This window comes from Priestia sp. TGN 0903 (genome assembly GCF_050846855.1).
Classification (GTDB): domain Bacteria; phylum Bacillota; class Bacilli; order Bacillales; family Bacillaceae_H; genus Priestia; species Priestia zanthoxyli.
Window position 1 is genome coordinate 119,443 of record NZ_JBOZGL010000006.1, and the last position, 21,921, is coordinate 141,363.

Sequence of the window (21,921 nt, forward strand, 5' to 3'; positions counted from 1 at the left end):
AAACATAAACTTACTTATCGTTTAGTGCAACTACGCCTGGAAGTTCTTTACCTTCCATAAACTCTAGTGACGCACCGCCACCTGTAGAAATATGGCTCATTTTATCAGCTAGGTTGAATTTTTCAACAGCTGCTGCAGAGTCTCCTCCGCCGATTACTGAATATGTGTCAGTTGCTTCTGCTAAAGCTTCAGCTACTGCTTTTGTTCCATTAGCAAATGCGTCTAATTCAAATACACCCATTGGTCCATTCCAAATAACTAACTTAGAGTTTTTGATTACGTCAGCATAGATTTCACGCGTTTTCGGTCCTGCGTCTAAGCCTTCCCAATCGCTTGGAATGTTTTCAATTGATACAACTTGAATATTAGCATCATTTGAGAAGTCATCTGCTACTACCACGTCCACTGGCATGTAGAAGTTTACTCCGTTTTTCTTAGCTTTTTCCATGAAAGATTTTGCAAGTTCAATCTTGTCTTCTTCAAGAAGTGATTTACCTACTTCATGGCCTAGTGCCTTAATAAATGTGTAAGAAAGTCCTCCACCGATGATTAAGTTATCTACTTTATCAAGTAAGTGGTCAATTACACCGATTTTGTCTTTAACTTTTGCTCCACCAACGATTGCAGTAAATGGACGTTCTGGGTTCGATAATGCTTTTGAAAGCACATCAAGCTCTTTTTCCATTAAGAAACCTGCTACTGCTGGAATGTGTTGAGCAATTCCTTCTGTTGAAGCATGCGCACGGTGAGCTGCACCGAATGCATCGTTTACGTATACATCTGCTAATTCAGCAAACGCTTTTGCTAATTCAGGATCGTTTTTCTCTTCGCCTGGGTAAAAACGTACGTTTTCAAGTACTAAAACATCGCCTTCGCTCATGCCGTCGATTGTTTTCTTTACTTCTTCACCAAAAGCTTCGTCAGCTTTTGCAACGTCTTTACCAAGAAGAGCTTGTAAACGTTCTGCAACAGCATTTAGACGTAATTCTTCAACAACTTCGCCTTTTGGACGTCCAAGATGGCTAGCTAAAATTACTTTTGCACCTTGTTCTACTAAATATTGAATAGTAGGAACAGCTGCACGAATACGAGTTTCGTCTGTTACTTTTCCGTCTTTCATTGGTACGTTAAAGTCTACGCGACAAAATACTCGCTTTCCTTTTACATCGATGTCTTTCAACGTTTTTTTGTTCATCGTTAAAAGGCCTCCTTAAGTATTTATGGTACTAAGCAAGTAGGCTTCTATGTAATCATCAATCCACAAACCAACGTACATTTCATTTTATATATTGGCGCCTTTCTATATAAAGTGAAACTCGAGTTAGCTGTTTATGACGCTTTTTCATGTAGAAGCCAATACATAAATCAAGGAAGAGGGGGTATGCCCCTCTCTTCCTTAGCAAGTCTTATTATAGTCGTTCTATTTTCAGATATCCAATAAAAAAGGAAAGTCTAGTCGATTTCTGTCTTATTGAATCAAATAGAAGCGAATTTTAAGTTATTCTTATAGTCCTTTAGCAGCGATGTATTGAGCAAGGTCTACTACACGGTTAGAATATCCGCTCTCGTTATCGTACCAAGAGATAACTTTAACCATGTTACCTTCCATTACCATTGTAGATAATGCATCGATTGTAGAAGAGTTGATGTTACCATTGTAGTCACCAGATACTAGTGGCTCTTCGCTGTAACCAAGGATGCCTTTAAGATCGCCTTCAGCAGCTTCTTTAAGAGCGTTGTTTACATCTTCAACAGTTACTTCTTTATCAAGTTCAGCAACTAAGTCTACTAAAGAAACGTTTGGAGTTGGAACACGCATAGCTCCACCGTTTAATTTACCTTTTAATTCAGGTAATACTAGAGATACAGCTTTAGCAGCACCAGTTGAAGTTGGGATGATGTTTTCAGCAGCTGCACGAGCACGACGGTAATCTTTGTGTGGTAAGTCTAAGATTTGTTGGTCGTTTGTGTAAGAGTGAACTGTTGTCATCATTCCGCGTTTAAGACCGAACTTGTCGTTTAACACTTTAGCAAATGGCGCTAAGCAGTTAGTTGTACAAGAAGCATTTGAAATTACGTTGTGGTTAGCTGCATCGTATTTGTCTTCGTTAACACCCATTACGATTGTGATGTCTTCATCAGATGCTGGAGCAGAGATAATTACTTTTTTAGCTCCTGCTTCTAAGTGTTTTGCAGCGTCAGCGCGTTTTGTGAAGAATCCAGTAGATTCAACAACAACTTCTACGCCTTGTTTGCCCCAAGATAATTGAGCTGGGTCGCGTTCAGCAGAGATTTCGATTGTTTTACCGTTTACTACTAAGTTGCTACCATCTACTACTACTTCTGCATCTAATTTTCCGTGTACAGAATCATATTTTAAAAGGTGAGCAAGCATGTTAGCATCTGTTAAGTCGTTGATTGCTACTACTTCAACGTTATCATTTTTTAAAGCTGCGCGGAATACATTACGGCCGATACGACCAAATCCGTTAATACCAATTTTTACTGCCATGGGTATTTCCTCCTTGAATGTAAAAAGTATTTTTTTATATGAGGGATTAATTAAAATCCCTTACTAACTCTTTTGCGGCGCCTTCATCTGTAATGAGAATCGAATCATGCGCTTGTTGCATAAACGCTTTAATTGCCTTTGCTTTTGATGAACCTCCTGCAACAGCAATAACACATTTATTGTTCTTTAAATCATCGAGTTGTATGCCAACTGTTTTAACTTTATGAACAACTTCGCCTTGATGATTAAAATAGTATCCAAATGCCTCACCTACAGCATGTCCATTTTTCACTTTTTCTAAGTCAGCTTGTGGTGTTTTACGGCGTTCTGCCATTGTCATAGCGTCTCCTATTCCGTGAACAACCATACCAGCGGACTTGATTAAATGAAGCATGTCTTTAATAGATGGCTCACCGATAATGGATCGGTATGCTTCATCACTAAGCTGATCTGGAACATGAAGCAAGCGATAGTGACTCATGGACTTTTCAGCCATCTTAGCACAAATCGTGTTTGCTTGGTTTTGTACATTTTCACCTAACCCTCCGCGAGCAGGTACAAAAAGTACATCAGGGTGTTTTGAATCAGGTGTCATCATTTCGGCAACGGCGGCAAGCGTTGTACCACCTGTAACAGCAACGGTATTTTTTTCACCAACAAGGCGCTCCTTGATACACGAAACAGATGCTCGACCCATTTCATTTTTGACCCAAGGAGACTGATCACTATCTCCAGATACAACAACAACTTCTGATAAAGAAAACGCCTCTTTTAATGTTGTTTCCAATAATCGAAGTCCTGAAACTTCCTTCATTACTTCTTCTAACTCAGCTAGAAGTAGTTCTCCCTCGTTTGTAAGCGTCATCCCACTAGGGTAAATGTCAATCAAATCTTGTTCTTTTAAGAATGTTACTTCGCTTCGTAACACACGCTCTGTTAGCCCAAGGCTTACAGCTAAGTTTCTGCGGCCAATCGGCTGCATTAAACGTATGTATTGCAAGATTTGATAGCGCTTTTGCATAACTGAGAGAAGTTCAGGTAATAATTTTCGTTGTACTTCTATTAAAGAACGCATGTTAAAATCCCCTTAAGGCATAAACTTGCTGGACATATTTTGTCCCATATAGACATATTATGTCCCACCTTGCGCAAAAAAAATTCACCCTGCTACAAAATCTATTCTAACAGGAGTGAATCCTTTATTCAACTCATGTGTTGCCTATTTTTAAAAGTAAGCGTTTTCTTAATGGAATACCTGTTATTTTTCCATATTCCACTTCTTCTCCATCCATTTCTACTACAGGAATCGCAAGGTGATACTTTTCCAACCACTCATCGTTTTTGTAAATATCTCGTGCCATAAGCTGAAAGGGAAACTCAGACTGCATCTCTGCAAGCAGCTTCTTTGCATCATCGCATAAATGACAGCCATTTTTGGTATATAGTACGACTTCCACATTCCCACTCCTTTACTGCGTGACAAAAAGTTTTCGTTGACTGGATGGTAGAACGTTTAATTGGTCTCGATATTTGGCTACCGTTCTTCTTGAAATAGTAACGTTATAATTGCTTTGCAAGACGTTAGCCAACTGCTGATCTGAAAGCGGACGCTGTTTGTTTTCTTCTGATACTAGCTTTTTAAGCAGTTCTTTTACGTGAGTTGTAGAAGTCGCTTCGTTGTTGCCCAGTTGAATACTAGTTGAGAAAAAAGATTTCATTGAAAAGGTGCCAAAAGGTGTTTGAATATATTTGTGCCGAGTAGCACGGCTAATCGTTGATTCATGCACAGAGGTTTGTTCCGCTACTTCCTTCATCGTTAACGGCTTCAAATACGAAGGGCCCTTTTTAAAAAATGCTTCTTGTTCAACGAGTAAAGTATTCATTAATGCGTTTAATGTGTCTTTGCGTGTGTGTAAACTTTTCATAATCCATTGAAATTCACGATATTTCTCTTGCAAATAAGAAAACATTTCTTGGTTCTGCTTATTTTTCAGCTGAAGTTTGTATTGTTCGTTCACTGAAAGACGAGGTTCCAAATCCTCATTTGCATAAGCAACGACATTTCCATCTTCAATTTTCACAATAAAATCCGGTACAATGAATCGTTCATTGGACTTCATATAAAATGATCCAGGACGAGGATTTAATTTCTTAATCTGTTCATGTAATTGTTGAAGAGCTTCAAGTGAGATTTGACATAACTTTGAGATTTTCATCCATTTTTTATAAGCAAATTCCTCAAAGTGATGTGTCAAAATTTGCTCTATTTTTTCTGTCCATTGATTACTTCTTTTTAATTGGAGCATTAAGCACTCCTGTAAACTTCTCGCCCCTACTCCTGCCGGGTCCATCTGCTGCACAAGTTGAAGAGCCTTTTCAACCTGCTCTTGATCTTGGCCAAGCTGGTTAGCAAGTATGATTAACTCATCGTGCAAATAGCCAGCATCATCCAGACTATGAATAACAAACTCAACGGCTGCCTGCTCACATTCATCTAATTTTAATAATGCGGATTGATTCATTAAATGTTCGTACAGCGTTTCTTTAGGAGCTGGTATACTGCTCATATAATCTGTTGAATCAGAAGTTGCATGATTTTTTTGATTGTGAGATGTATTGACGGGCAGCTCTGAAAAATCTATAAGCGGATTTTGAAGCGCCTGCTCATGTAAAAACGCTACAATATCCATCGATGAATATTGTAAAAGAGAAATAGCTTGTGATAATTCTTTTGACATCGTCAGTTTTAACGACTGCTGCTGAAATAATCCAATCTCCATTATTTCTCCCCTCCCCTTCATCTATTTTACTATAAAAACGCTTTCAAAGAGCATATAACTATTTTTTATATGTAATTTTTTCATCAAAAAATCTCCGTCAACCTTTGTTAACGAAGCATTTCATCCTATTTTTAGTTACTAACCATCAAAAAAGTAATAGAGCTATACACCTTTATAACTTTTCATTATAATTCGCGCCTACTACATGATCCGAGTACTAATTCGACATGACGTTTTCTTCGTCATGTCGAATTTTCTGCATTTGTATAATATATAGAAGAATTGCTTATTGAATAGTTTGTGCCATTTGCATAAACTTGTCTAAGTTTTCTGCGTCATTTTTCGTAAAAATGGTTAGCTTCATTGGTTTCTTTCCTTTAACCAACACGGCGTTTACCGTATGATCGCCAGATGTGGCTTCATACCAAACAGAATCTTTGAAGATTCCATTCTCTTCAAGATTCTTTTTCTCTGCTGCATTTTTATTAACTGCTGTTGCCGTTTGTTTAACAGATTGAGCAGCGTCATCCAGCGATGCTTCTGATGAAAGCATTTCAATACGCATAAATTGAGAATCATCTGAAGTTAACACTAACGCATCTTTTCCAGGTTCTTCACCCGTTAGTTTATAGCCGTCCATTACTTGAATAGAATAATCTTGTTCTGGGCTTTTTGTTAGTTTTGTTTCTGAAGAAGACCTTGACTGTCCACCTTCCGCCGTTTCGCTAGTCGATGATTGACTTCCTGAAGGTTCGGCTGAGATTTCAGCAGAATCCGCATCTTTTTTCGACTCTTCTTTTGCAGCGCCTGATGTTTGATCAGATTTAGAAGCTGTATCCTGCTGAACATTTTCTGCTTGATCATTAGACTTCGGCTGAGCAGAATCTTCGTTCGTCCCGCATGCAGATAGTAATAGGGCTACCGATGCACTGACAATGGAAAGTTTGTTCATGTATTTCATATTTATTCCTCCTCCGTGTTTCTTTTCCTTATATACTGTTTTATAGTATTCTGACAAATTCCGCAACCGGTACAATGGAATTAATTTCTTGCTTCCTTACGCGTATAAAGGGTTATAGAAGGAAAATAAATATTATTTTTTGAGAAGATGAGCCTTTTTACTCAAAATAAAAAACGTTGCGTAATCCGCAACGTTTTAAGACGCCCTCGACAGGATTCGAACCCACCCTAAGAGAACCGGAATCTCTTGTGCTATCCACTACACTACGAGGGCATATTTGTCACAACTTCCATTATAGGAGAGAAAACTTCTCTTTTCAATAGAATACTACGTTTATTTTTTTTAGAAGGGGGAAAAATTTTAATAATGTCAAAGAGGAATACATAGTCTTTTAAGCGAATATGTGTAGTAGAGGTTCTTTTGTTTGACCTTTATTGACCATACGTGTATTATAGGTACATAACAAATTATTCTTGTTAAGGAGGAATTTAATATGAACTTAATTCCTACAGTTATTGAACAAACAAACCGTGGTGAACGTGCTTATGACATTTATTCACGTTTATTAAAAGACCGCATTATTATTTTAGGTAGTGCTATTGATGATAATGTAGCTAACTCGATCGTTTCTCAGCTTCTATTCTTAGCTGCTGAAGACCCAGAAAAAGATATCTCACTTTATATCAACAGCCCAGGTGGCTCTATTACAGCTGGAATGGCTATCTATGATACGATGCAATTCATTAAGCCAAAAGTTTCTACAATTTGTATCGGTATGGCTGCATCAATGGGTGCTTTCTTACTGGCTGCTGGTGAAAAGGGCAAACGTTTTGCTCTTCCAAACAGCGAAGTAATGATTCATCAACCTCTTGGTGGTGCTCAAGGACAAGCTACTGAAATCGAAATTGCGGCAAAACGTATTCTATTCCTACGTGAAAAACTAAATTCAATTTTAGCCGAGCGTACAGGTCAACCGTTAGAAGTGCTACAACGTGATACAGATCGTGATAATTTCATGACTGCTGAACGCGCTTTAGAATACGGTCTAATTGACAAAGTATTAGAAAACGACCCTAAATAAGAAAAAAGCCTTTCCCACTTTGGGAAAGGCTTTTTTATGCATCGTTCTCTACGTAAGCGACTAACGCATCCATTGCTTCTTTTTCATCTACCCCTTCAACAATGAGCGTAATAAGAGAACCGTTATTAATCGCTAAGCTCATTAACCCCATGATACTTTTAGCGTTGACTACTTTCTCATCTTTCTTCAAGTACACATCAGATGTAAAACGAGTTGCTTCTTGCACGAATAGTGCCGCAACACGAGCTTGTAATCCCGTTTTTAATTTTACTTCTACTTGTTTTTCCATGATAAAATCCTCCCCCTTGCAATTCCCCTTATGTGACTGGCTGACCGGCGCGAAGCTTGTCTGCTATTTGGTCAATTTTACGCAATCGATGGTTAATGCCTGATTTGCTAATTTGACCTCCAGATACCATCTCACCAAGCTCCTTTAACGTAACGTCTTGATATTCCACACGCAAACGAGCAATTTCTCTTAGCTTTTCTGGTAAGATATCTAATCCAGCTGTTTCATCAATATAACGAATGTTTTCCACTTGACGAATGGCCGCTCCGATTGTTTTGTTTAAGTTAGCTGTTTCACAATTAACTAAGCGATTAACGGAATTTCGCATATCTCGGACAATTCTTACATCCTCAAACCGTAAAAGAGCGTTATGGGCTCCAATGATATTTAGAAACTCCGTAATTTTTTCAGCTTCTTTCAAATAGTTAATATAGCCTTTTTTTCGTTCTAATGTTTTACTATTCAATTGAAATTCGTTCATTAAATTGCATAAAGCTTCGTTGTGCTCTTCATACAATGAAAAGATTTCAAGATGGTACGATGATGTCTCCGGGTTATTAATAGAGCCGCCGGCTAAAAATGCGCCTCTTAAGTAGGATCGCTTACAGCATTTCTTTTGTACTAGCTCTGGTGAAATACGATGTGTAAACGTGAATCCTTCTTCTACAATTTTTAAGTCTTCCAAAAGCATTCTTGTTTTCTCTACTAATCGAACAATATACACATTGTTTTTCTTCAGCCGCATTTTCTTACGTACAAGCAGTTCTACTGACACATCATAATTTTTCTTAAGCAGGACATAAATGCGTCGAGCAATCGCTGCATTTTCAGTTTGGACATCAACTGTGAATTTTTTATTCGAAAAAGAAAGTGAACCATTCATTCGAATTAATGCAGAGAGCTCTGCTTTTGCACAGCAATCCTTGACTTCTAAATTCGTTAACTCTTTTTTTGTTTCTGATGCAAATGACATAACTTCACCTCCAATCTACATACGGAAATAGTGTTAAACACCTGTATTCGCTTTACCTTGCAGCGATGTCAGCATAGAATACACAAGCTTTGCTACTTTTTTTGTATCATGCCTAATTACGCTGCCGTCATACTGAATAATTTGATCTTCAATCACTTCTAAACCTAATTTTAGCAATACTTCACGGTCATATTCTACAGGCTGAGCCTGCTCTACTTGATATTTCTTTTTTAAAGGTGCCGGAATAGGTGCATTATTGACAATAATCGCATCTAAAAACGCACACGGCATATGGTTGTAAAGCGCTTTAATATGATCACTTGCCTTAAAACCCAATGTCTCACCCGGCTGCGTCATCACGTTGCACACGTACACTTTCTTTGCTTTTGTCGAACAAAGCTCATTACAAATATCTTGCACCAGTAAATTCGGCAAAATACTTGTATAAAGACTTCCCGGCCCCAATACAATTAAATCAGCGCGTCGAATAGCTTTTATTGTCTCGACAAGCGGTTTCACATCGGCAGGCGATAAAAACACTTTATTAATTTTTTTATTAACTTCTGGAATTTTAGATTCACCTGTTACGATGGATCCATCTTGCATCTCCGCATGCAGCACAACACTTTGATTAGCTGCCGGAAGCACTTTCCCTCTGACGTTTAGTACTTTGCTCATTTCTCGTATAGCATGCACAAAATCGCCAGTAATAGACGTCATAGCTACAAGCAACAAATTGCCAAGAGAATGGCCTGTAAGCTCATTTCCTGTATCAAATCGATGTTGAAAAAGCTCTTCAACTAGTGGCTCTACATCAGATAAAGCAGCTAGCACATTTCGAATATCACCAGGAGCAGGGATTTCAAGTTCATCGCGCAATCGGCCAGAACTTCCCCCGTCGTCTGCTACGGTTACGATGGCTGTAAGATCAAGAGGGTATTCCTTCAACCCTCTTAACAGCACTGGTAAACCCGTTCCTCCCCCAATGACGACAACTTTTGGAAGCTGTTCACTGCTCATCTATGATTTTCCTTTCTCCTCTCAATGTCACGATGAGAAATATGAGTTTTGTATTCATTCTGGAAATGGTGACCTAAATATTCAGCTAATGTGACGGAGCGATGCTGTCCCCCTGTACACCCTATAGCGATGACCAGCTGGCTTTTACCTTCTCGCTTGTACTGCGGAAGCATAAACGAAAGTAGGTCTACTACTTTTTCAATGAACTTTTGAGTTTCCGTCCATTTTAATACGTAAGAAGAAACCTCTTCTTCAAGCCCTGTTTTAGGACGCATATGGTCAATATAGTGAGGGTTTGGCAAAAAGCGCACATCAAAGACTAAATCAGCGTCAATAGGCACCCCGTATTTAAAACCAAATGACATCACATTAACAGTAAAAACTTGTGAAGCGTGCGAAGAAAACTGAGTTAAAATCTTTTCTCTAAGCTCTCTTGGCTTTAACTCTGATGTCTCATAAATAAGCTGAGCTCTTCCTTTTAACTCCTCAAGCAGCTCCCGTTCCATACCAATTCCTTCTAACGGTAAACCCGAAGGAGCTAGCGGATGTGAACGTCTCGTTTCTTTGTAGCGCGTCACCAGTACAGAATCTTTTGCATCTAAAAATAAAATTTGTGGCGTGACCCACGTTGTTTCACTCATGTTATCTAATGCTTCAAATAGGCTTTCAAAAAACTCTCTGCCTCGCAAATCCATAACAAGAGCAACTTTATTCATTTTATTCCCTGACTCTTTCATGAGTTCCAAAAATTTCGGTAGCAATGTAGGGGGTAAATTATCTACACAAAAGAACCCTAAATCTTCAAAACTCTGAATTGCTACTGTTTTTCCTGCACCTGACATTCCAGTAATAATCACTAATTGAATATCGCTTACAGACCCAGTACTCATTTTTCATCCCCCTCAATCTATGCATACATGTCTATTTATCATTAACAAGGATCAATTCGATAAGATAATAACTCGAAATCCGTTGTATACGTAAAGTTGCCATAAATAACACCCGACCCTTTTGCTACATAATCGATAATGTGATGATCTCCCGGGGCCATCGGCAATTCACTTACTTCACTCAAATTATGCCAACCGAGTTTGCCTTCTTCTGATTCTAGCACATTTGTCCCATCAAAATCTGTAGCAAAAAAAGTAAACATCATCCACTCAGATGAAATTTGATCGTTTTCTTTCATCGTAAATGTAAAAATACCTTTTACAGTGGGATTTTTCAAATAAATTCCTGTTTCTTCACGAAACTCTCTTACAACAGAGTCTTTTACAGATTCTCCTTGCTCCATTTTCCCACCCGGGGCCACCCACCAGTTTCTTCGTGGCTTTTGAAGCAACAATACTTTATCGTCTTTCATTAATACACAATTTGTGACCCTTTGCATGTTTTCCACCTCATCATATGTATACTGACATTTTCTTTTATTATACTACGAAACAAACTTCTCTCACAACGGAGATGAACTAACTATTACTAAATTTTCTGAAAATAAACGCTTGCTGTTATATACGTAAATTCAATCTGTTATAGTCAAAAAAAAGAGGCATAGGAACACGTCCTATGCCCGACATACATATATTTTATAAAAGGGGGTCAATTACTATCTATATAGTACCCCATCAATGTTTCACAGGTGTTACAGAACAGTTAAAACCGAATTACGTTTTGTAAACGATTGATTTCAGCCTTATTGCTGAATAGCTTTTAACTTTTCTTTTAACTCTTCTACATAGTGCTGAGCCGCTTGAGCAGCAATGCTGCCATCACCTGTAGCTGTTACAATTTGACGAAGAGCCTTTTCACGAACGTCTCCAGCTGCGAACACACCTGGTACTTTTGTTTCCATTTGCTCGTTCGTTTCAATATATCCTTCTTTATTCGTGATGTTTAGGCTTTCGAATGGTTTTGTTAGTGGAACCATTCCAACATAAATGAATACGCCGTCCGCACCAAACTCGCGCTCTTCACCTGTTTTTGTGTCTACTAACGTTACGCTGCCTACTTTACCGTCTTTTTCATTTACTTCTTTGACTGTTGTATTCCAAATAAAATCAACTTTTTCGTTGTCAAATGCACGCTGCTGTAGGATTTTCTGCGCGCGAAGCTCATCGCGTCGGTGAATAATTGTTACTTTTGTTGCGAAGCGTGTTAAATATACGCCTTCCTCAACCGCAGAGTCTCCACCGCCTACAACGACTAGCTCTTTACCTTTAAAGAATGCACCGTCACATACAGCACAATAAGATACGCCGCGGCCGCCTAGTTCTTTTTCTCCTGGCGCACCTAATTTTTTATATTCAGCACCAGTAGCAACGATTACTGAACGTGTTTTATATTCTTTGCTGCCTGCACGAACTGTCTTGTATTCTTCTCCGTCGATGATTTCTTTAATATCACCGTACGCATATTCCGCACCGAATTTTTTTGCATGCTCAAACATTTTGTTAGAAAGGTCAGGACCAAGGATATGATCATAACCTGGATAGTTTTCTACATCTTCCGTATTAGCCATTTGACCGCCTGGAATTCCGCGTTCAATCATTAGTGTTGATAAATCTGCACGAGATGTATATACAGCAGCAGTCATACCTGCTGGACCTGCCCCAATAATAATGACATCATAAATTTTTTCTTCTGTCATTTCTTTACACTCCTTTTAGGAAATTCCTTCGTAGTTGATTCCAAATTTATGGATAATTATTTCGTTACCACTATCCTAATATGTTCTTCCTATTATCGTCTATTTTTTTGCTCAATTTAATAACTTATTCACAATTTTACTGTACTTTCTAACTGTTGCAGCCGAAATGGAATATTGTTTTGCCGCATCGGCTTGAGTAATAGACTGGTTTTGTTCTTTCGCCCATATATATGTGACGGCTGCAGCCCATGCATTTACGTTGACATGCTGAAAATCATAGGATTGTTTATATACCTGTACATATACATAAAACCAAAAGCTTAAAAGATCCTGGGTATCACTTTCAGTCTGCGATTCCATCTCCAGTTCAATAACATCTGCCACCTCAAAAATCACATGTTGTTTATCCTGCCATACATACGTATATACTTCATCCAAAAGTGTACTCATATGTATGGACGATTTGATTTCTTCTAAAAGAAGCAGACGCTGCTGTTCAGGAAGCTTTTTTGCCATATACAAGCTGTAAAGCTGATCGTGAACATTGTTTGTTGCACACTTCTTTTTCGCTGTAACATCCACTTTCGATTGAAAAACCTTCGCAGCTTTTTGACTGATGCGCCAAGGCTCCTCTCCTTCTTTATCAGGAACGTCTTCCAATGCCAGCTTCCACATTTCTTTAGAGAAGGCTTCATGTCCAGTATAGTAAGAGGCGTATGAAAGCCAATAATGAAATGAGTTGTCTCCTTGAAAACCTTGTGTATAAAGCTTTTTTAACCATCTGTATGATAGTTTGTATTGACCAATCAACGCAAATGTTGCTCCAAGCTTATAGCGGTGTTCAAATGACATCGGATAAACGCGGCTAAGCCCGTCTGTAAGCTCCTCAACTTCTTTATGCTTATGGCAATAATAATAGAAAATCAGCTGATTGCATAACGCATGAAGATTTCCAGGGTTTTTCTCCAATACTTCATTCAGCAAATCCATTGCCTCATCAATTTTATTTAAATAAAAATAAGCTAACGCTAAATTATTATATGCAGACCAGAATTCTGGATACTCATCAATTATTTCAGTTAACAAATCCACTGCTTCTTCAAAATTCGTTGCTTCAAGCAGTCGTTTTGCTTGTTCTTGTTTTATAATCAGCATGTCGCCTAGCTGATTTTTAGGCTCTTCATCTTCTTCATCCACATCAATTGATAGTAAATCTAACAGATCTGTAGCCGATCGAAAGAGGTCACCATTTGGAAAATGCTCAATGTAATACATCGCGTATTTTTTTGATTCTTCAAACAGTCCAAGATGCGCATAGCTGTTGGCTATATAGTAGTAACAGCTTCCTAATGTATCGTCCATATGATGAATCACATGGAGAAAAAGCTCGTTGGCATCTTGATAATCTCCCTGCTCCGTTAAAGCTACTCCAACGTTTGTAAGAAGCTGTGGATTACGGGCATTTTCTTTGTTTGCACGCGTTAAATACTTGAGCGCTTTATCTGACTCCTCTTCTTCAAACGCCTGCAGCGCTTTTTCGAAATAGAAGTCACCCGTTTGCGAAAATGGAATTACTTGTGCCATTTTTTGAATTACTTTTGAGTGTTTTTCCATTAAGCCCTCCAAATAAGTTGATAATTTCGACGTTCGTAGTATATCACATTTGCCAAGAAGTTTAATACCTCTATTCAAAAAAGGAGCCTGCAAGCAGTCGTTTCTTGACGCAAATAAGAGAAGGTTTTGCCTCTTTTATCTAAAATGAGACAACTCCTTCTCTCCTTTCACTATGTAGCTATTAGCTAGAGTGACGTTCCTTTAATACTGATAGGACATCGTCCAAAGGCAGCTTTTGCTCACGAAGTAAAACAAGTACGTGGTACAGTAAATCCGCAACTTCCCACTTCAGCTCATCATTGTCACGATTTTTTGCTGCAATAATCACTTCACCTGCTTCTTCTCCTACTTTTTTGAGGATTTTATCTACGCCTTTATCGAATAAGTACGTCGTATAAGCTCCTTCTGGCATTTCAGCTTCACGCTTAGCAATCACTTCTTCTAGCTCATTAATAATAGCAAACCGATTATCATTTTGTTTATTTTCGCCAAGAATTGTTTCATTAAAACAGCTGTAAGCCCCCGTATGACAAGCAGGACCTTGAGGCTCCACTTTTACAACAAGAGAATCAGCATCACAGTCATATGCCATGCTCACAATTTTTTGTGTGTTCCCAGAGGTTGCGCCCTTGTGCCATAACTCTTGTCGAGAACGGCTGTAAAACCATGTTTCACGTGTATCAATTGATTTTTGAAGTGATTCTTCGTTCATATAAGCCAATGTTAAAACTTCTTTGCTCACAGCATCTTGTACAATAGCTGGCACAAGTCCATCACTGTTGAATTTAATGTTTTCAATCGTCATCGAATGCTCACTCCTTGTTGTTTTGCATAGCTTTTAATTTCTTTTACAGATGTTTCTTTATAGTGAAAGATCGAAGCCGCCAAAGCCGCGTCAGCTTCTCCTTTTTCAAACGCATCGACAAAATCTTGACCATTTCCTGCGCCGCCAGAAGCAATAACAGGAACGCTCACCGCTTGGCTGACCGCTTTGGTTAACGCTAAATCAAACCCTGACTTTTCGCCGTCTTTATCCATGCTCGTTAACAAGATCTCACCCGCACCGCGCTTCACTGCTTCTCTTGCCCAGTCGATTACTTCCCAGTCCGTTGCATTGCGGCCTCCGTGTGTATAGACTCGCCATGATTGTAAGCTTTCATCGTACTTAGCATCGATTGCTACCACAATACACTGAGCTCCAAAAAAGTCGGACCCTTCTGTAATCAGTGCTGGATTGAGTACGGCCGCTGTATTTAATGACACTTTGTCTGCACCAGCACGAAGCATTCTCTTCATATCTTCTAATGCATTAATTCCTCCGCCCACCGTAAAAGGAATCGCTAGCTGAGATGCTACTTCTTCTACAACATGTACCATTGTTTTGCGTCCTTCATGAGAAGCAGAAATATCTAAAAAGACTAATTCATCTGCGCCTTCTTCATCATAAAATTTCGCCAACTCTACAGGATCTCCTGCATCTCGAAGTTCCACAAACTGAACTCCTTTTACCACACGGCCGTCCTTTACATCTAAACAAGGAATGATTCGTTTTGTAATCATTACGCTTTCACCTCTTGAAGTGCTTCAGCTACTGTAAACTTATTTGTATAAAGTGCTTTCCCTACAATCGCACCAATAACGCCGTCAGCTTCATATTTCTTTAGTGCATCTAGATCAGCAAGCTTACTAACTCCCCCTGATGCAATCACACCTTTTCCAGTAGCCTTAGCCATTTCAACAATTCCTTCCACATTAGGACCAGACAGCATACCATCTGTAGAAATATCCGTGAAAATAAATGTTTCCGCACCAGCATTAGCCAATTCTTTTCCTAGTTCTGTCGCTTTGATTGTAGATGTTTCCACCCAGCCTTCCGTCGCAACATAGCCATCACGTGCATCAATACCAATAGCAATACGCGCACCATATTCCTTCAACATTTTTTTCACAAATTCAGGATTTGAAATAGCTGCACTTCCTAAAATAATGCGGTCAATTCCGTTTTCTAAATAGTAAGCAACGTCAGCTTCTGAGCGAATGCCTCCTCCAATTTGCACACGTACATTTAATTTCTTTTTCACGCCTAGCACAAATTCATCATTCACGCGCTTAGCCGCTTTTGCGCCGTCTAAATCAACCATGTGAATCCACTGAGCGCCTTCACTTGCGAATTGTGTGGCCATATCTACCGGAGAGTCTCCGTACACCGTTTCTTTTGTGTAATCTCCTTGAAGCAAACGGACGCACTTCCCTCCGCGCATATCAATGGCTGGATATATTTCAAATTTGCTCATACGATGGGCTCCTTTTCTCTACGAAGTTTGCATAATTTTGAAGCATTTGCATTCCGATTGCACTGCTTTTTTCAGGGTGGAATTGAGTGCCAAATACGTGTTCTTTTCCAACAACTGCTGGAACTTCAACATCATAAGGACTTGTTGCTAAAAGCACGTCTTGGTCGTTTGTTTTTACGTAATAAGAGTGAACAAAGTACACGTGACCTGCACTGATTCCATCAAGCAGAGCGGACTGCTGATGAAAATCTAAAGAGTTCCAGCCCATATGCGGAACTTTATATGTCTGTCCTTCCGCAGTAATGCCGGGAATACGCTCGACTCTCCCTTTTAACAGTTCCAGCCCTTTTGTTACACCGTTCTCATCGCTTTCTTCAAATAAAAGCTGCATACCTAAACAAATTCCAAGCAAAGGCATTCCTTTTTCTACTTCTTCTTTAATAAAGTCCGTCAGCTTTGTTTGATTCAGCTGTTCCATCGCATCTTTGAATGCTCCAACTCCAGGAAGAATCAGCCCTTTTGCCTTTCTTAGTTCTGCAGGATCTGCGGAGATGATATAGTCATAGTTTAATCGTTCAAGAGCTTTACTTACGCTGTATAAGTTTCCCATCCCATAGTCAATAATGCCAATCATTTACAACATCCCTTTCGTCGAAGGCACACCTTTGACACGCGGATCAATCGTTGTCGCTTCGTCCAAAGCACGTGCTAATGCCTTAAATACCGCTTCAATAATGTGGTGCGTATTTTTACCGTAGTGTACGATTACATGTACATTCATGCGAGATTCTAATGCAAATTTCCATAAAAATTCATATACAAGCTCTGTATCAAATGTACCGACGCGCGAAGCGGGAATGTCACCTTTAAATTCAAAATGAGGACGATTGCTTAAATCTACTACGACTTGGGCTAACGCGTCATCCATTGGTACAAACGCATTTCCATAGCGTTTAATTCCTTTTTTATCACCGAGCGCTTCTTTGAACGTTTGACCAAGGCAAATACCGATATCTTCCGTTGTATGGTGATCATCAATCTCCGTGTCTCCATCTGCTTTTACATCAAGGTTAAACTGTCCGTGTTTTGTAAATAAATCGAGCATATGATTTAAAAAAGGAACGCCTGTATCAATGTTCGCTTTTCCTTCTCCATCGATTCCAATCGCTAATGCAATATCCGTTTCGTTTGTTGTACGTTTAATACTTGACTCTCTCATTGTGAAACTCCTTTCAACTGTGCATGTAATAAGTAAAGAAAAGAACATTTCTACTCTTTTTTTAATCTCCGCCTTATTTTTTAAAGCGTTCTTCAACCGCCCTTGCATGAGCTTCTAGCCCTTCTAAACGAGCAAACGCTGCGATTTTTGAGACATTTTTCTGCAGGGCTTGTTGGCTGTATGAAATAATACTAGACTTCTTCACAAATGAATCAACTGATAAAGGACTTGAGAATTTTGCTGTCCCATTGGTTGGAAGAACATGGTTTGGTCCAGCGAAATAATCGCCAACAGGTTCTGAACTGTATCTTCCTAGAAAAATAGCACCGGCATGACGAATGGAACCTAAAAGTTCAAGCGGACTTTCAGTCATAATTTCTAAATGCTCAGGGGCTAATTGATTCACAGCTTCAACCGCTTCTTCTAATGACCCGGTCACATAAATAGCGCCATGGTTATCAATAGAAGGTTTGGCAATTTCTTTACGTGGTAAAGATTCTACTTGCCTTTCCACTTCTTCTTTAACAGCTTCGGCTAACTTCATAGAAGGCGTAACTAAAATACTTGAAGCTAATTTGTCATGTTCTGCTTGAGACAATAAATCAGCGGCCACTTCGTTCGGCTTAGCCGTATCGTCTGCTAGTACGACAATTTCACTAGGTCCAGCAATTGAGTCAATGTCTACTAAGCCATATACTTCTCTCTTCGCCAATGCAACAAAGATATTACCGGGCCCTACAATTTTATCGACGGGTTGAATTGTTTCTGTTCCATAGGCAAGTGCTCCTACTGCCTGAGCTCCCCCTACTTTATAAATCTCTTCGACCCCTAGCTCACTCGCTGCTACAACTACTCCAGCAGGAAGCGCGCCGTCTTTTCCTGGAGGTGAAACCATCACGATACGTTTTACACCTGCCACTTGAGCAGGAATGACATTCATTAAAACGGAAGAAGGATACGCTGCAAGACCTCCCGGTACATAAACACCTACTGCATCTAAAGGCGTTACTTTCTGCCCTAAAATGGTGCCGTCTTCTTTTGTTGTCATCCAAGACTGCTCGACCATTCTTTCGTGGTAATCACGAATGTTGTCAGCAGCTTCACGAATGATTGACAGCATATCTGCATCAACCAGCTCATAAGCACGCTTCTTTTCTTGTTCTGTCACAAGCAAAGAAGAAAGCTCAACGCCGTCAAATTGGGCTGTATATCTTTTTAAAGCTTCGTCTTTTTGCTCTTGCACTTGCTTTAAAATATTTACGACAATTTCTCTTTGGGCACTCGTCCCTTGATCAATCGTACGCTTTAAGCTCACTTGTTCTGTTACACGTGTAATTTTCAATGTATGTCACCTCTTTTATACAGGTTGAACCACTTGGGCTAAACGATTCACTAAATCATCAATTCGTTCGTCTTTTAAACGATAGCTTACAGGGTTCACAATCAAACGCGATGTAATATCTTCAATGTGCTCCAATTCAACAAGTCCGTTCTCTTTTAGTGTTTGTCCTGTTGATACAATATCAACAATCCGATCAGCAAGGCCGATTAAAGGCGCTAATTCAATCGAACCATTCAATTTAATAATCTCTACTTGCTCTCCTTGCTCCCTGAAATAAGTAGATGCTACATTTGGATATTTGGTTGCCACTTTTTGAGCAATTTCTGATTTTTTAGCATTAGGCAAGCCGGCAACGGCCAGATGACATTTACTAATATTTAAATCCAACAGCTCATAGACATCTCGTTCTTCTTCTAACATTACGTCTTTGCCTGCAATACCAAGATCCGCTACTCCGTATTCTACATAAGTAGTAACGTCCATTGGTTTCGCTAAAATAAAGCGCATGTTCTCTTCAGGAATGTCTACAATCAGCTTGCGCGAATCGTCAAATTCTGGCGGCAATTGAAAGTCTGCTTGACGCAAAAGTTCAGCTGCTTCTTCAAAAATACGTCCTTTTGGCATTGCAATTGTTAATAGTTCACTCATTATTGTCCCCCCTTGCCTCGTTTTCCAATTAGAAACGTGACTTCTTCAAACTGTGCAGTAAATACATCAACATCATCAACGCCCGCAATTTCCTGAGTCACTACCCGGTATCCTTGCTTGCGCTGTTCAGCAGCTAAAGCTAATGCCTCATCTAAACGCTCTTGACTATATAATATGCCGTATACTACTGAAGGCTCATATACTTCTTCGCCCAGCGCTTCAATTAAGCGGTCGAGCTGAATTCCAAATCCTGTAGCTGGTGTTTTAGACGCGAATTTTTCAAGAAGCTGGTCATAACGTCCTCCATTACCGATATGGAAACCAACGTTTTCAGCAAAAACTTCAAATAAAATACCTGTGTAATAGCTCATATGACTGACTAAGTTAAAATCAATTTTAATTTCATCCGTTACACCGTACGCATCAAGCATATTCCATAGCTTTTTCAAATCACCGGCTGCTTTTTGCCCAGCTTCGTTTTCAACGAGTTCAACCGCTTCTTCAATCTTCTTTTCATCTCCACGCAGGTTAAGCAGCTGAAGGAGACGCTGTTTATCGATAGAAGATAGATTCAAATCTTTTACATGATTACGATAACCCACGTAATTTTTCTCATATAAAAAGCGGCGAAGCACGTTAGCACGTTCTTCATTTCCGACAATCTCTAAAAAAAGCGAATTAACGAACCCGATGTGGCCAATTGCGACTTTAAATGATTTAAGTCCCGCTCTTTTTAATGCGCCGATCATGAGAGCAATGACTTCAGCATCGCTGCTCATCGTAGCGTCTCCAATTAGCTCAACGCCTATTTGTTCAAACTCCGCCGGGCGGCCACCCTCACGCTGCTGAGCTCGGAATACATTTGCTTCATAAGCTAAGCGCAAAGGAGAATTATTTAAAAGTTTTGAAGCGGCCACACGTGCAAATGGCGTTGTTACATCCGGTCGTAGCACAAGCGTATGCCCTTCTTTATCTAAAAGTTTAAACAATTGTTGATCTAAAATAGCTGATGCGCTTCCTACCGTCTCGTAGTATTCCACAGTAGGTGTTGCCATATATTGATAGCCCCAGCTGCTGATTTCATCTGCCAGCTGACTGCGAACTTGTTTTTTTCTTTCAAAAAGAGCTGGCAGGGTATCTCTCATTCCAAGGGGTTTTTCAAACATAAATAACTTTGACATTCTGACACGTCCTTTAAGCTTGATTTTATCTATTAAGGAACCATTGATAGGTTGATTTTACTTTATCGCGCTAATGTATTAGCGAAATAACAAATTAAAGTTATTGATAGTTTACACCCGATAAAGTCAGCCGTCAACCGCCAGCTGTTCAAATTTACAAAAAAAACCACAGCTTAGTTCTTGCTAAGTTGTGGCTTTAGGTTCTGCTTCCCTGCGCTTTTCCATTTCTTCTTTTGTATAGATGACACGCATAGGGTTACCTCCAACAAAGAAACCGGGTGCTACATCTTTATGAACCACCGTTCCAGCCGCTACAACCGCTTCGTTGCCGATTGTTACACCTGGAAGGATGGTGCTATTTGCTCCAATCATCACTTCATCCCCAATGATGACATCTCCAAGACGATATTCCGTTATCAGATATTCATGAGCGAGAATAGTGGTATTGTATCCAATGACCGTATTGCGTCCTACTTGTATTTTTTCAGGAAACATAATATCGAGCATCACCATAAGGGCAAAGGATGTTTGAGGTCCTACTTTCATCCCTAAGCACGCTTTATACAGCCAGTTTTTCATCGAAAGAAAAGGCGTATAACGAGCGCATTGAATGATGAGGAAGTTGCGCACTACTTTCCAAAAAGGCACGGTCTTATAGACATGCCAAAGGGAGTTAGCTCCTTTAACCGGATAGCGCGTTGTTTTTCTCACTGACGTTCTCCTTTTAATATATCAATTAAATCCGTCATATTTTCTAAAATAATATCAGGGTTATAAGAAGCGATATGATCTCTTCCTTTTGCACTCCAAGCAACTCCAGCTGTTTTCGTGTAAGCTCTTTGGCCGGAAACGATATCGTGATGGTTATCTCCTACCATCAGCGCTTCTTCAGGTTTAGCATCAAGCAGATTCAGCGCTTTTTCGACCGGCTCAGGATGCGGCTTTGCATTTGTTACGTCTTCAATTGCGACAATCGTATCAAAGAACTGATCTAACTTTGTTAACTTAAGCCCCATCATGACCGTATTTCTTTGCTTAGTTGTGACAATACCTAATTTATAATTCTGCTCGTGCAGCCATTTAACTGTTTCAAGTACGCCTTCAAATTCTTTCACAAGCAAATCATGATTAGCTAGATTATGCGTGCGATACATCTCAATCATTTCGTTTACTTTCGTTTTATCCATTTCTACAAACGTGTCGTATAAAGGCGGACCCATGAACTGTAAAATATCTTCACGAGTGTATTGTTCAGGATAATAGTGATTAAGCGTATGAGTAAACGAAGCAATAATTAATTCATTTGTATCAATTAACGTACCGTCTAAATCAAACAAAACCGTATTAATCGTCATTATTC

Annotated in this window: 24 protein-coding genes and 1 tRNA gene; 1 reads left to right on the forward strand and 24 read right to left on the reverse strand. The window is 39.4% G+C overall.

Annotated features, from left to right (window positions below; genetic code table 11):
• Positions 1-10: 10 nt before the first annotated feature.
• The 7 genes from ACRPLY_RS20065 to ACRPLY_RS20095 all read right to left on the reverse strand — a co-directional run bounded on the left by ACRPLY_RS20065 (position 11) and on the right by ACRPLY_RS20095 (position 6,526).
• Positions 11-1,195 (reverse strand): phosphoglycerate kinase, encoded by a 1,185-nt coding sequence (locus ACRPLY_RS20065; protein ID WP_028412053.1) that lies wholly within the window; start codon positions 1,193-1,195, stop codon positions 11-13.
• A gap of 309 nt (positions 1,196-1,504) precedes the next feature.
• Positions 1,505-2,512: a type I glyceraldehyde-3-phosphate dehydrogenase gene (gap, locus tag ACRPLY_RS20070; protein WP_014457839.1), complete on the reverse strand. Its 1,008-nt coding sequence runs from the start codon at positions 2,510-2,512 to the stop codon at positions 1,505-1,507.
• A gap of 46 nt (positions 2,513-2,558) precedes the next feature.
• Positions 2,559-3,587 carry a sugar-binding transcriptional regulator gene (locus ACRPLY_RS20075; protein ID WP_014457838.1) on the reverse strand — a complete coding sequence of 343 codons (1,029 nt, stop codon included), beginning with the start codon at positions 3,585-3,587 and terminating at the stop codon, positions 2,559-2,561.
• A gap of 133 nt (positions 3,588-3,720) precedes the next feature.
• Entirely contained in the window at positions 3,721-3,969 is a 249-nt protein-coding gene (locus ACRPLY_RS20080) for a glutaredoxin family protein (protein ID WP_165635049.1), read from the reverse strand.
• A gap of 12 nt (positions 3,970-3,981) precedes the next feature.
• Complete coding sequence (gene rpoN, locus ACRPLY_RS20085) at positions 3,982-5,292, reverse strand: RNA polymerase factor sigma-54 (protein ID WP_028412050.1); 1,311 nt, start codon at positions 5,290-5,292, stop codon at positions 3,982-3,984.
• Between the two features lie 286 nt (positions 5,293-5,578).
• Entirely contained in the window at positions 5,579-6,253 is a 675-nt protein-coding gene (locus ACRPLY_RS20090) for a hypothetical protein (RefSeq protein ID WP_165635050.1), read from the reverse strand.
• A 201-nt stretch (positions 6,254-6,454) separates the two neighbouring features.
• Positions 6,455-6,526, reverse strand: a tRNA-Arg gene (locus tag ACRPLY_RS20095).
• Between the two features lie 220 nt (positions 6,527-6,746).
• On the opposite strand from ACRPLY_RS20095, the gene clpP reads away from it, so the two are divergent.
• A complete protein-coding gene (gene clpP / locus ACRPLY_RS20100) occupies positions 6,747-7,334 on the forward strand; it encodes an ATP-dependent Clp endopeptidase proteolytic subunit ClpP (RefSeq protein WP_013059707.1) in 588 nt (195 codons plus the stop codon).
• 34 nt (positions 7,335-7,368) lie between these two features.
• On the opposite strand, the gene ACRPLY_RS20105 is transcribed toward clpP, so the two are convergent.
• From ACRPLY_RS20105 to ppaX, 17 genes are all read right to left on the reverse strand, one after another.
• Positions 7,369-7,623, reverse strand: a complete 255-nt coding sequence (locus tag ACRPLY_RS20105; protein ID WP_013059708.1) for an HPr family phosphocarrier protein — start codon at positions 7,621-7,623, stop codon at positions 7,369-7,371.
• A gap of 28 nt (positions 7,624-7,651) precedes the next feature.
• Positions 7,652-8,596 (reverse strand): DNA-binding protein WhiA, encoded by a 945-nt coding sequence (gene whiA, locus ACRPLY_RS20110; RefSeq protein WP_013085390.1) that lies wholly within the window; start codon positions 8,594-8,596, stop codon positions 7,652-7,654.
• Between the two features lie 33 nt (positions 8,597-8,629).
• Positions 8,630-9,616 (reverse strand): gluconeogenesis factor YvcK family protein, encoded by a 987-nt coding sequence (locus ACRPLY_RS20115; RefSeq protein WP_325077789.1) that lies wholly within the window; start codon positions 9,614-9,616, stop codon positions 8,630-8,632.
• Positions 9,613-10,506: an RNase adapter RapZ gene (gene rapZ / locus ACRPLY_RS20120; RefSeq protein ID WP_013059711.1), complete on the reverse strand. Its 894-nt coding sequence runs from the start codon at positions 10,504-10,506 to the stop codon at positions 9,613-9,615. Before rapZ ends, ACRPLY_RS20115 begins: the two co-directional genes overlap by 4 nt.
• Positions 10,507-10,547: 41 nt before the next feature.
• On the reverse strand, positions 10,548-11,006 hold the full coding sequence (locus ACRPLY_RS20125; protein WP_013059712.1) for an 8-oxo-dGTP diphosphatase: 459 nt from the start codon (positions 11,004-11,006) through the stop codon (positions 10,548-10,550).
• 303 nt (positions 11,007-11,309) lie between these two features.
• Positions 11,310-12,263 carry a thioredoxin-disulfide reductase gene (gene trxB / locus ACRPLY_RS20130; RefSeq protein WP_013059713.1) on the reverse strand — a complete coding sequence of 318 codons (954 nt, stop codon included), beginning with the start codon at positions 12,261-12,263 and terminating at the stop codon, positions 11,310-11,312.
• 111 nt (positions 12,264-12,374) lie between these two features.
• Positions 12,375-13,877, reverse strand: a complete 1,503-nt coding sequence (locus ACRPLY_RS20135) for a tetratricopeptide repeat protein (RefSeq protein ID WP_432232096.1) — start codon at positions 13,875-13,877, stop codon at positions 12,375-12,377.
• Positions 13,878-14,058: 181 nt separating this feature from the next.
• On the reverse strand, positions 14,059-14,682 hold the full coding sequence (gene hisIE / locus ACRPLY_RS20140; protein ID WP_432232097.1) for a bifunctional phosphoribosyl-AMP cyclohydrolase/phosphoribosyl-ATP diphosphatase HisIE: 624 nt from the start codon (positions 14,680-14,682) through the stop codon (positions 14,059-14,061).
• Complete coding sequence (gene hisF, locus ACRPLY_RS20145) at positions 14,679-15,437, reverse strand: imidazole glycerol phosphate synthase subunit HisF (protein ID WP_025752585.1); 759 nt, start codon at positions 15,435-15,437, stop codon at positions 14,679-14,681. Before hisF ends, hisIE begins: the two co-directional genes overlap by 4 nt.
• On the reverse strand, positions 15,437-16,171 hold the full coding sequence (gene hisA, locus ACRPLY_RS20150; RefSeq protein WP_325077790.1) for a 1-(5-phosphoribosyl)-5-[(5-phosphoribosylamino)methylideneamino]imidazole-4-carboxamide isomerase: 735 nt from the start codon (positions 16,169-16,171) through the stop codon (positions 15,437-15,439). The genes hisF and hisA overlap by 1 nt, the downstream gene beginning before the upstream one ends.
• Positions 16,158-16,805: an imidazole glycerol phosphate synthase subunit HisH gene (gene hisH, locus ACRPLY_RS20155; RefSeq protein ID WP_034264272.1), complete on the reverse strand. Its 648-nt coding sequence runs from the start codon at positions 16,803-16,805 to the stop codon at positions 16,158-16,160. Before hisH ends, hisA begins: the two co-directional genes overlap by 14 nt.
• Positions 16,806-17,390 (reverse strand): imidazoleglycerol-phosphate dehydratase HisB, encoded by a 585-nt coding sequence (hisB, locus tag ACRPLY_RS20160; RefSeq protein ID WP_013059719.1) that lies wholly within the window; start codon positions 17,388-17,390, stop codon positions 16,806-16,808.
• 73 nt (positions 17,391-17,463) lie between these two features.
• On the reverse strand, positions 17,464-18,732 hold the full coding sequence (gene hisD, locus ACRPLY_RS20165; protein ID WP_028412044.1) for a histidinol dehydrogenase: 1,269 nt from the start codon (positions 18,730-18,732) through the stop codon (positions 17,464-17,466).
• A 15-nt stretch (positions 18,733-18,747) separates the two neighbouring features.
• Complete coding sequence (gene hisG / locus ACRPLY_RS20170) at positions 18,748-19,380, reverse strand: ATP phosphoribosyltransferase (RefSeq protein ID WP_013059721.1); 633 nt, start codon at positions 19,378-19,380, stop codon at positions 18,748-18,750.
• Positions 19,380-20,561 (reverse strand): ATP phosphoribosyltransferase regulatory subunit, encoded by a 1,182-nt coding sequence (locus tag ACRPLY_RS20175; protein WP_028412043.1) that lies wholly within the window; start codon positions 20,559-20,561, stop codon positions 19,380-19,382. Before ACRPLY_RS20175 ends, hisG begins: the two co-directional genes overlap by 1 nt.
• A gap of 183 nt (positions 20,562-20,744) precedes the next feature.
• Positions 20,745-21,272, reverse strand: coding sequence for an acyltransferase (locus tag ACRPLY_RS20180; protein ID WP_013059723.1), 528 nt, complete (start codon positions 21,270-21,272; stop codon positions 20,745-20,747).
• Complete coding sequence (ppaX, locus tag ACRPLY_RS20185; RefSeq protein WP_033580418.1) at positions 21,269-21,916, reverse strand: pyrophosphatase PpaX; 648 nt, start codon at positions 21,914-21,916, stop codon at positions 21,269-21,271. Before ppaX ends, ACRPLY_RS20180 begins: the two co-directional genes overlap by 4 nt.
• Between the last annotated feature and the right edge of the window lie 5 nt (positions 21,917-21,921).

Bases quoted from the DNA above. Each gene is read 5' to 3' on its own strand.
- ACRPLY_RS20065 (WP_028412053.1), bottom strand. From the start codon at position 1,195: ATGAACAAAAAAACGTTGAAAGACATCGATGTAAAAGGAAAGCGAGTA.
- gap (WP_014457839.1), bottom strand. From the start codon at position 2,512: ATGGCAGTAAAAATTGGTATTAACGGATTTGGTCGTATCGGCCGTAAT.
- ACRPLY_RS20075 (WP_014457838.1), bottom strand. From the start codon at position 3,587: ATGCGTTCTTTAATAGAAGTACAACGAAAATTATTACCTGAACTTCTC.
- rpoN (WP_028412050.1), bottom strand. From the start codon at position 5,292: ATGGAGATTGGATTATTTCAGCAGCAGTCGTTAAAACTGACGATGTCA.
- ACRPLY_RS20090 (WP_165635050.1), bottom strand. From the start codon at position 6,253: ATGAAATACATGAACAAACTTTCCATTGTCAGTGCATCGGTAGCCCTA.
- clpP (WP_013059707.1), top strand. From the start codon at position 6,747: ATGAACTTAATTCCTACAGTTATTGAACAAACAAACCGTGGTGAACGT.
- ACRPLY_RS20105 (WP_013059708.1), bottom strand. From the start codon at position 7,623: ATGGAAAAACAAGTAGAAGTAAAATTAAAAACGGGATTACAAGCTCGT.
- whiA (WP_013085390.1), bottom strand. From the start codon at position 8,596: ATGTCATTTGCATCAGAAACAAAAAAAGAGTTAACGAATTTAGAAGTC.
- ACRPLY_RS20115 (WP_325077789.1), bottom strand. From the start codon at position 9,616: ATGAGCAGTGAACAGCTTCCAAAAGTTGTCGTCATTGGGGGAGGAACG.
- rapZ (WP_013059711.1), bottom strand. From the start codon at position 10,506: ATGAGTACTGGGTCTGTAAGCGATATTCAATTAGTGATTATTACTGGA.
- ACRPLY_RS20125 (WP_013059712.1), bottom strand. From the start codon at position 11,006: ATGCAAAGGGTCACAAATTGTGTATTAATGAAAGACGATAAAGTATTG.
- trxB (WP_013059713.1), bottom strand. From the start codon at position 12,263: ATGACAGAAGAAAAAATTTATGATGTCATTATTATTGGGGCAGGTCCA.
- ACRPLY_RS20135 (WP_432232096.1), bottom strand. From the start codon at position 13,877: ATGGAAAAACACTCAAAAGTAATTCAAAAAATGGCACAAGTAATTCCA.
- hisIE (WP_432232097.1), bottom strand. From the start codon at position 14,682: ATGACGATTGAAAACATTAAATTCAACAGTGATGGACTTGTGCCAGCT.
- hisF (WP_025752585.1), bottom strand. From the start codon at position 15,437: ATGATTACAAAACGAATCATTCCTTGTTTAGATGTAAAGGACGGCCGT.
- hisA (WP_325077790.1), bottom strand. From the start codon at position 16,171: ATGAGCAAATTTGAAATATATCCAGCCATTGATATGCGCGGAGGGAAG.
- hisH (WP_034264272.1), bottom strand. From the start codon at position 16,805: ATGATTGGCATTATTGACTATGGGATGGGAAACTTATACAGCGTAAGT.
- hisB (WP_013059719.1), bottom strand. From the start codon at position 17,390: ATGAGAGAGTCAAGTATTAAACGTACAACAAACGAAACGGATATTGCA.
- hisG (WP_013059721.1), bottom strand. From the start codon at position 19,380: ATGAGTGAACTATTAACAATTGCAATGCCAAAAGGACGTATTTTTGAA.
- ACRPLY_RS20175 (WP_028412043.1), bottom strand. From the start codon at position 20,561: ATGTCAAAGTTATTTATGTTTGAAAAACCCCTTGGAATGAGAGATACC.
- ppaX (WP_033580418.1), bottom strand. From the start codon at position 21,916: ATGACGATTAATACGGTTTTGTTTGATTTAGACGGTACGTTAATTGAT.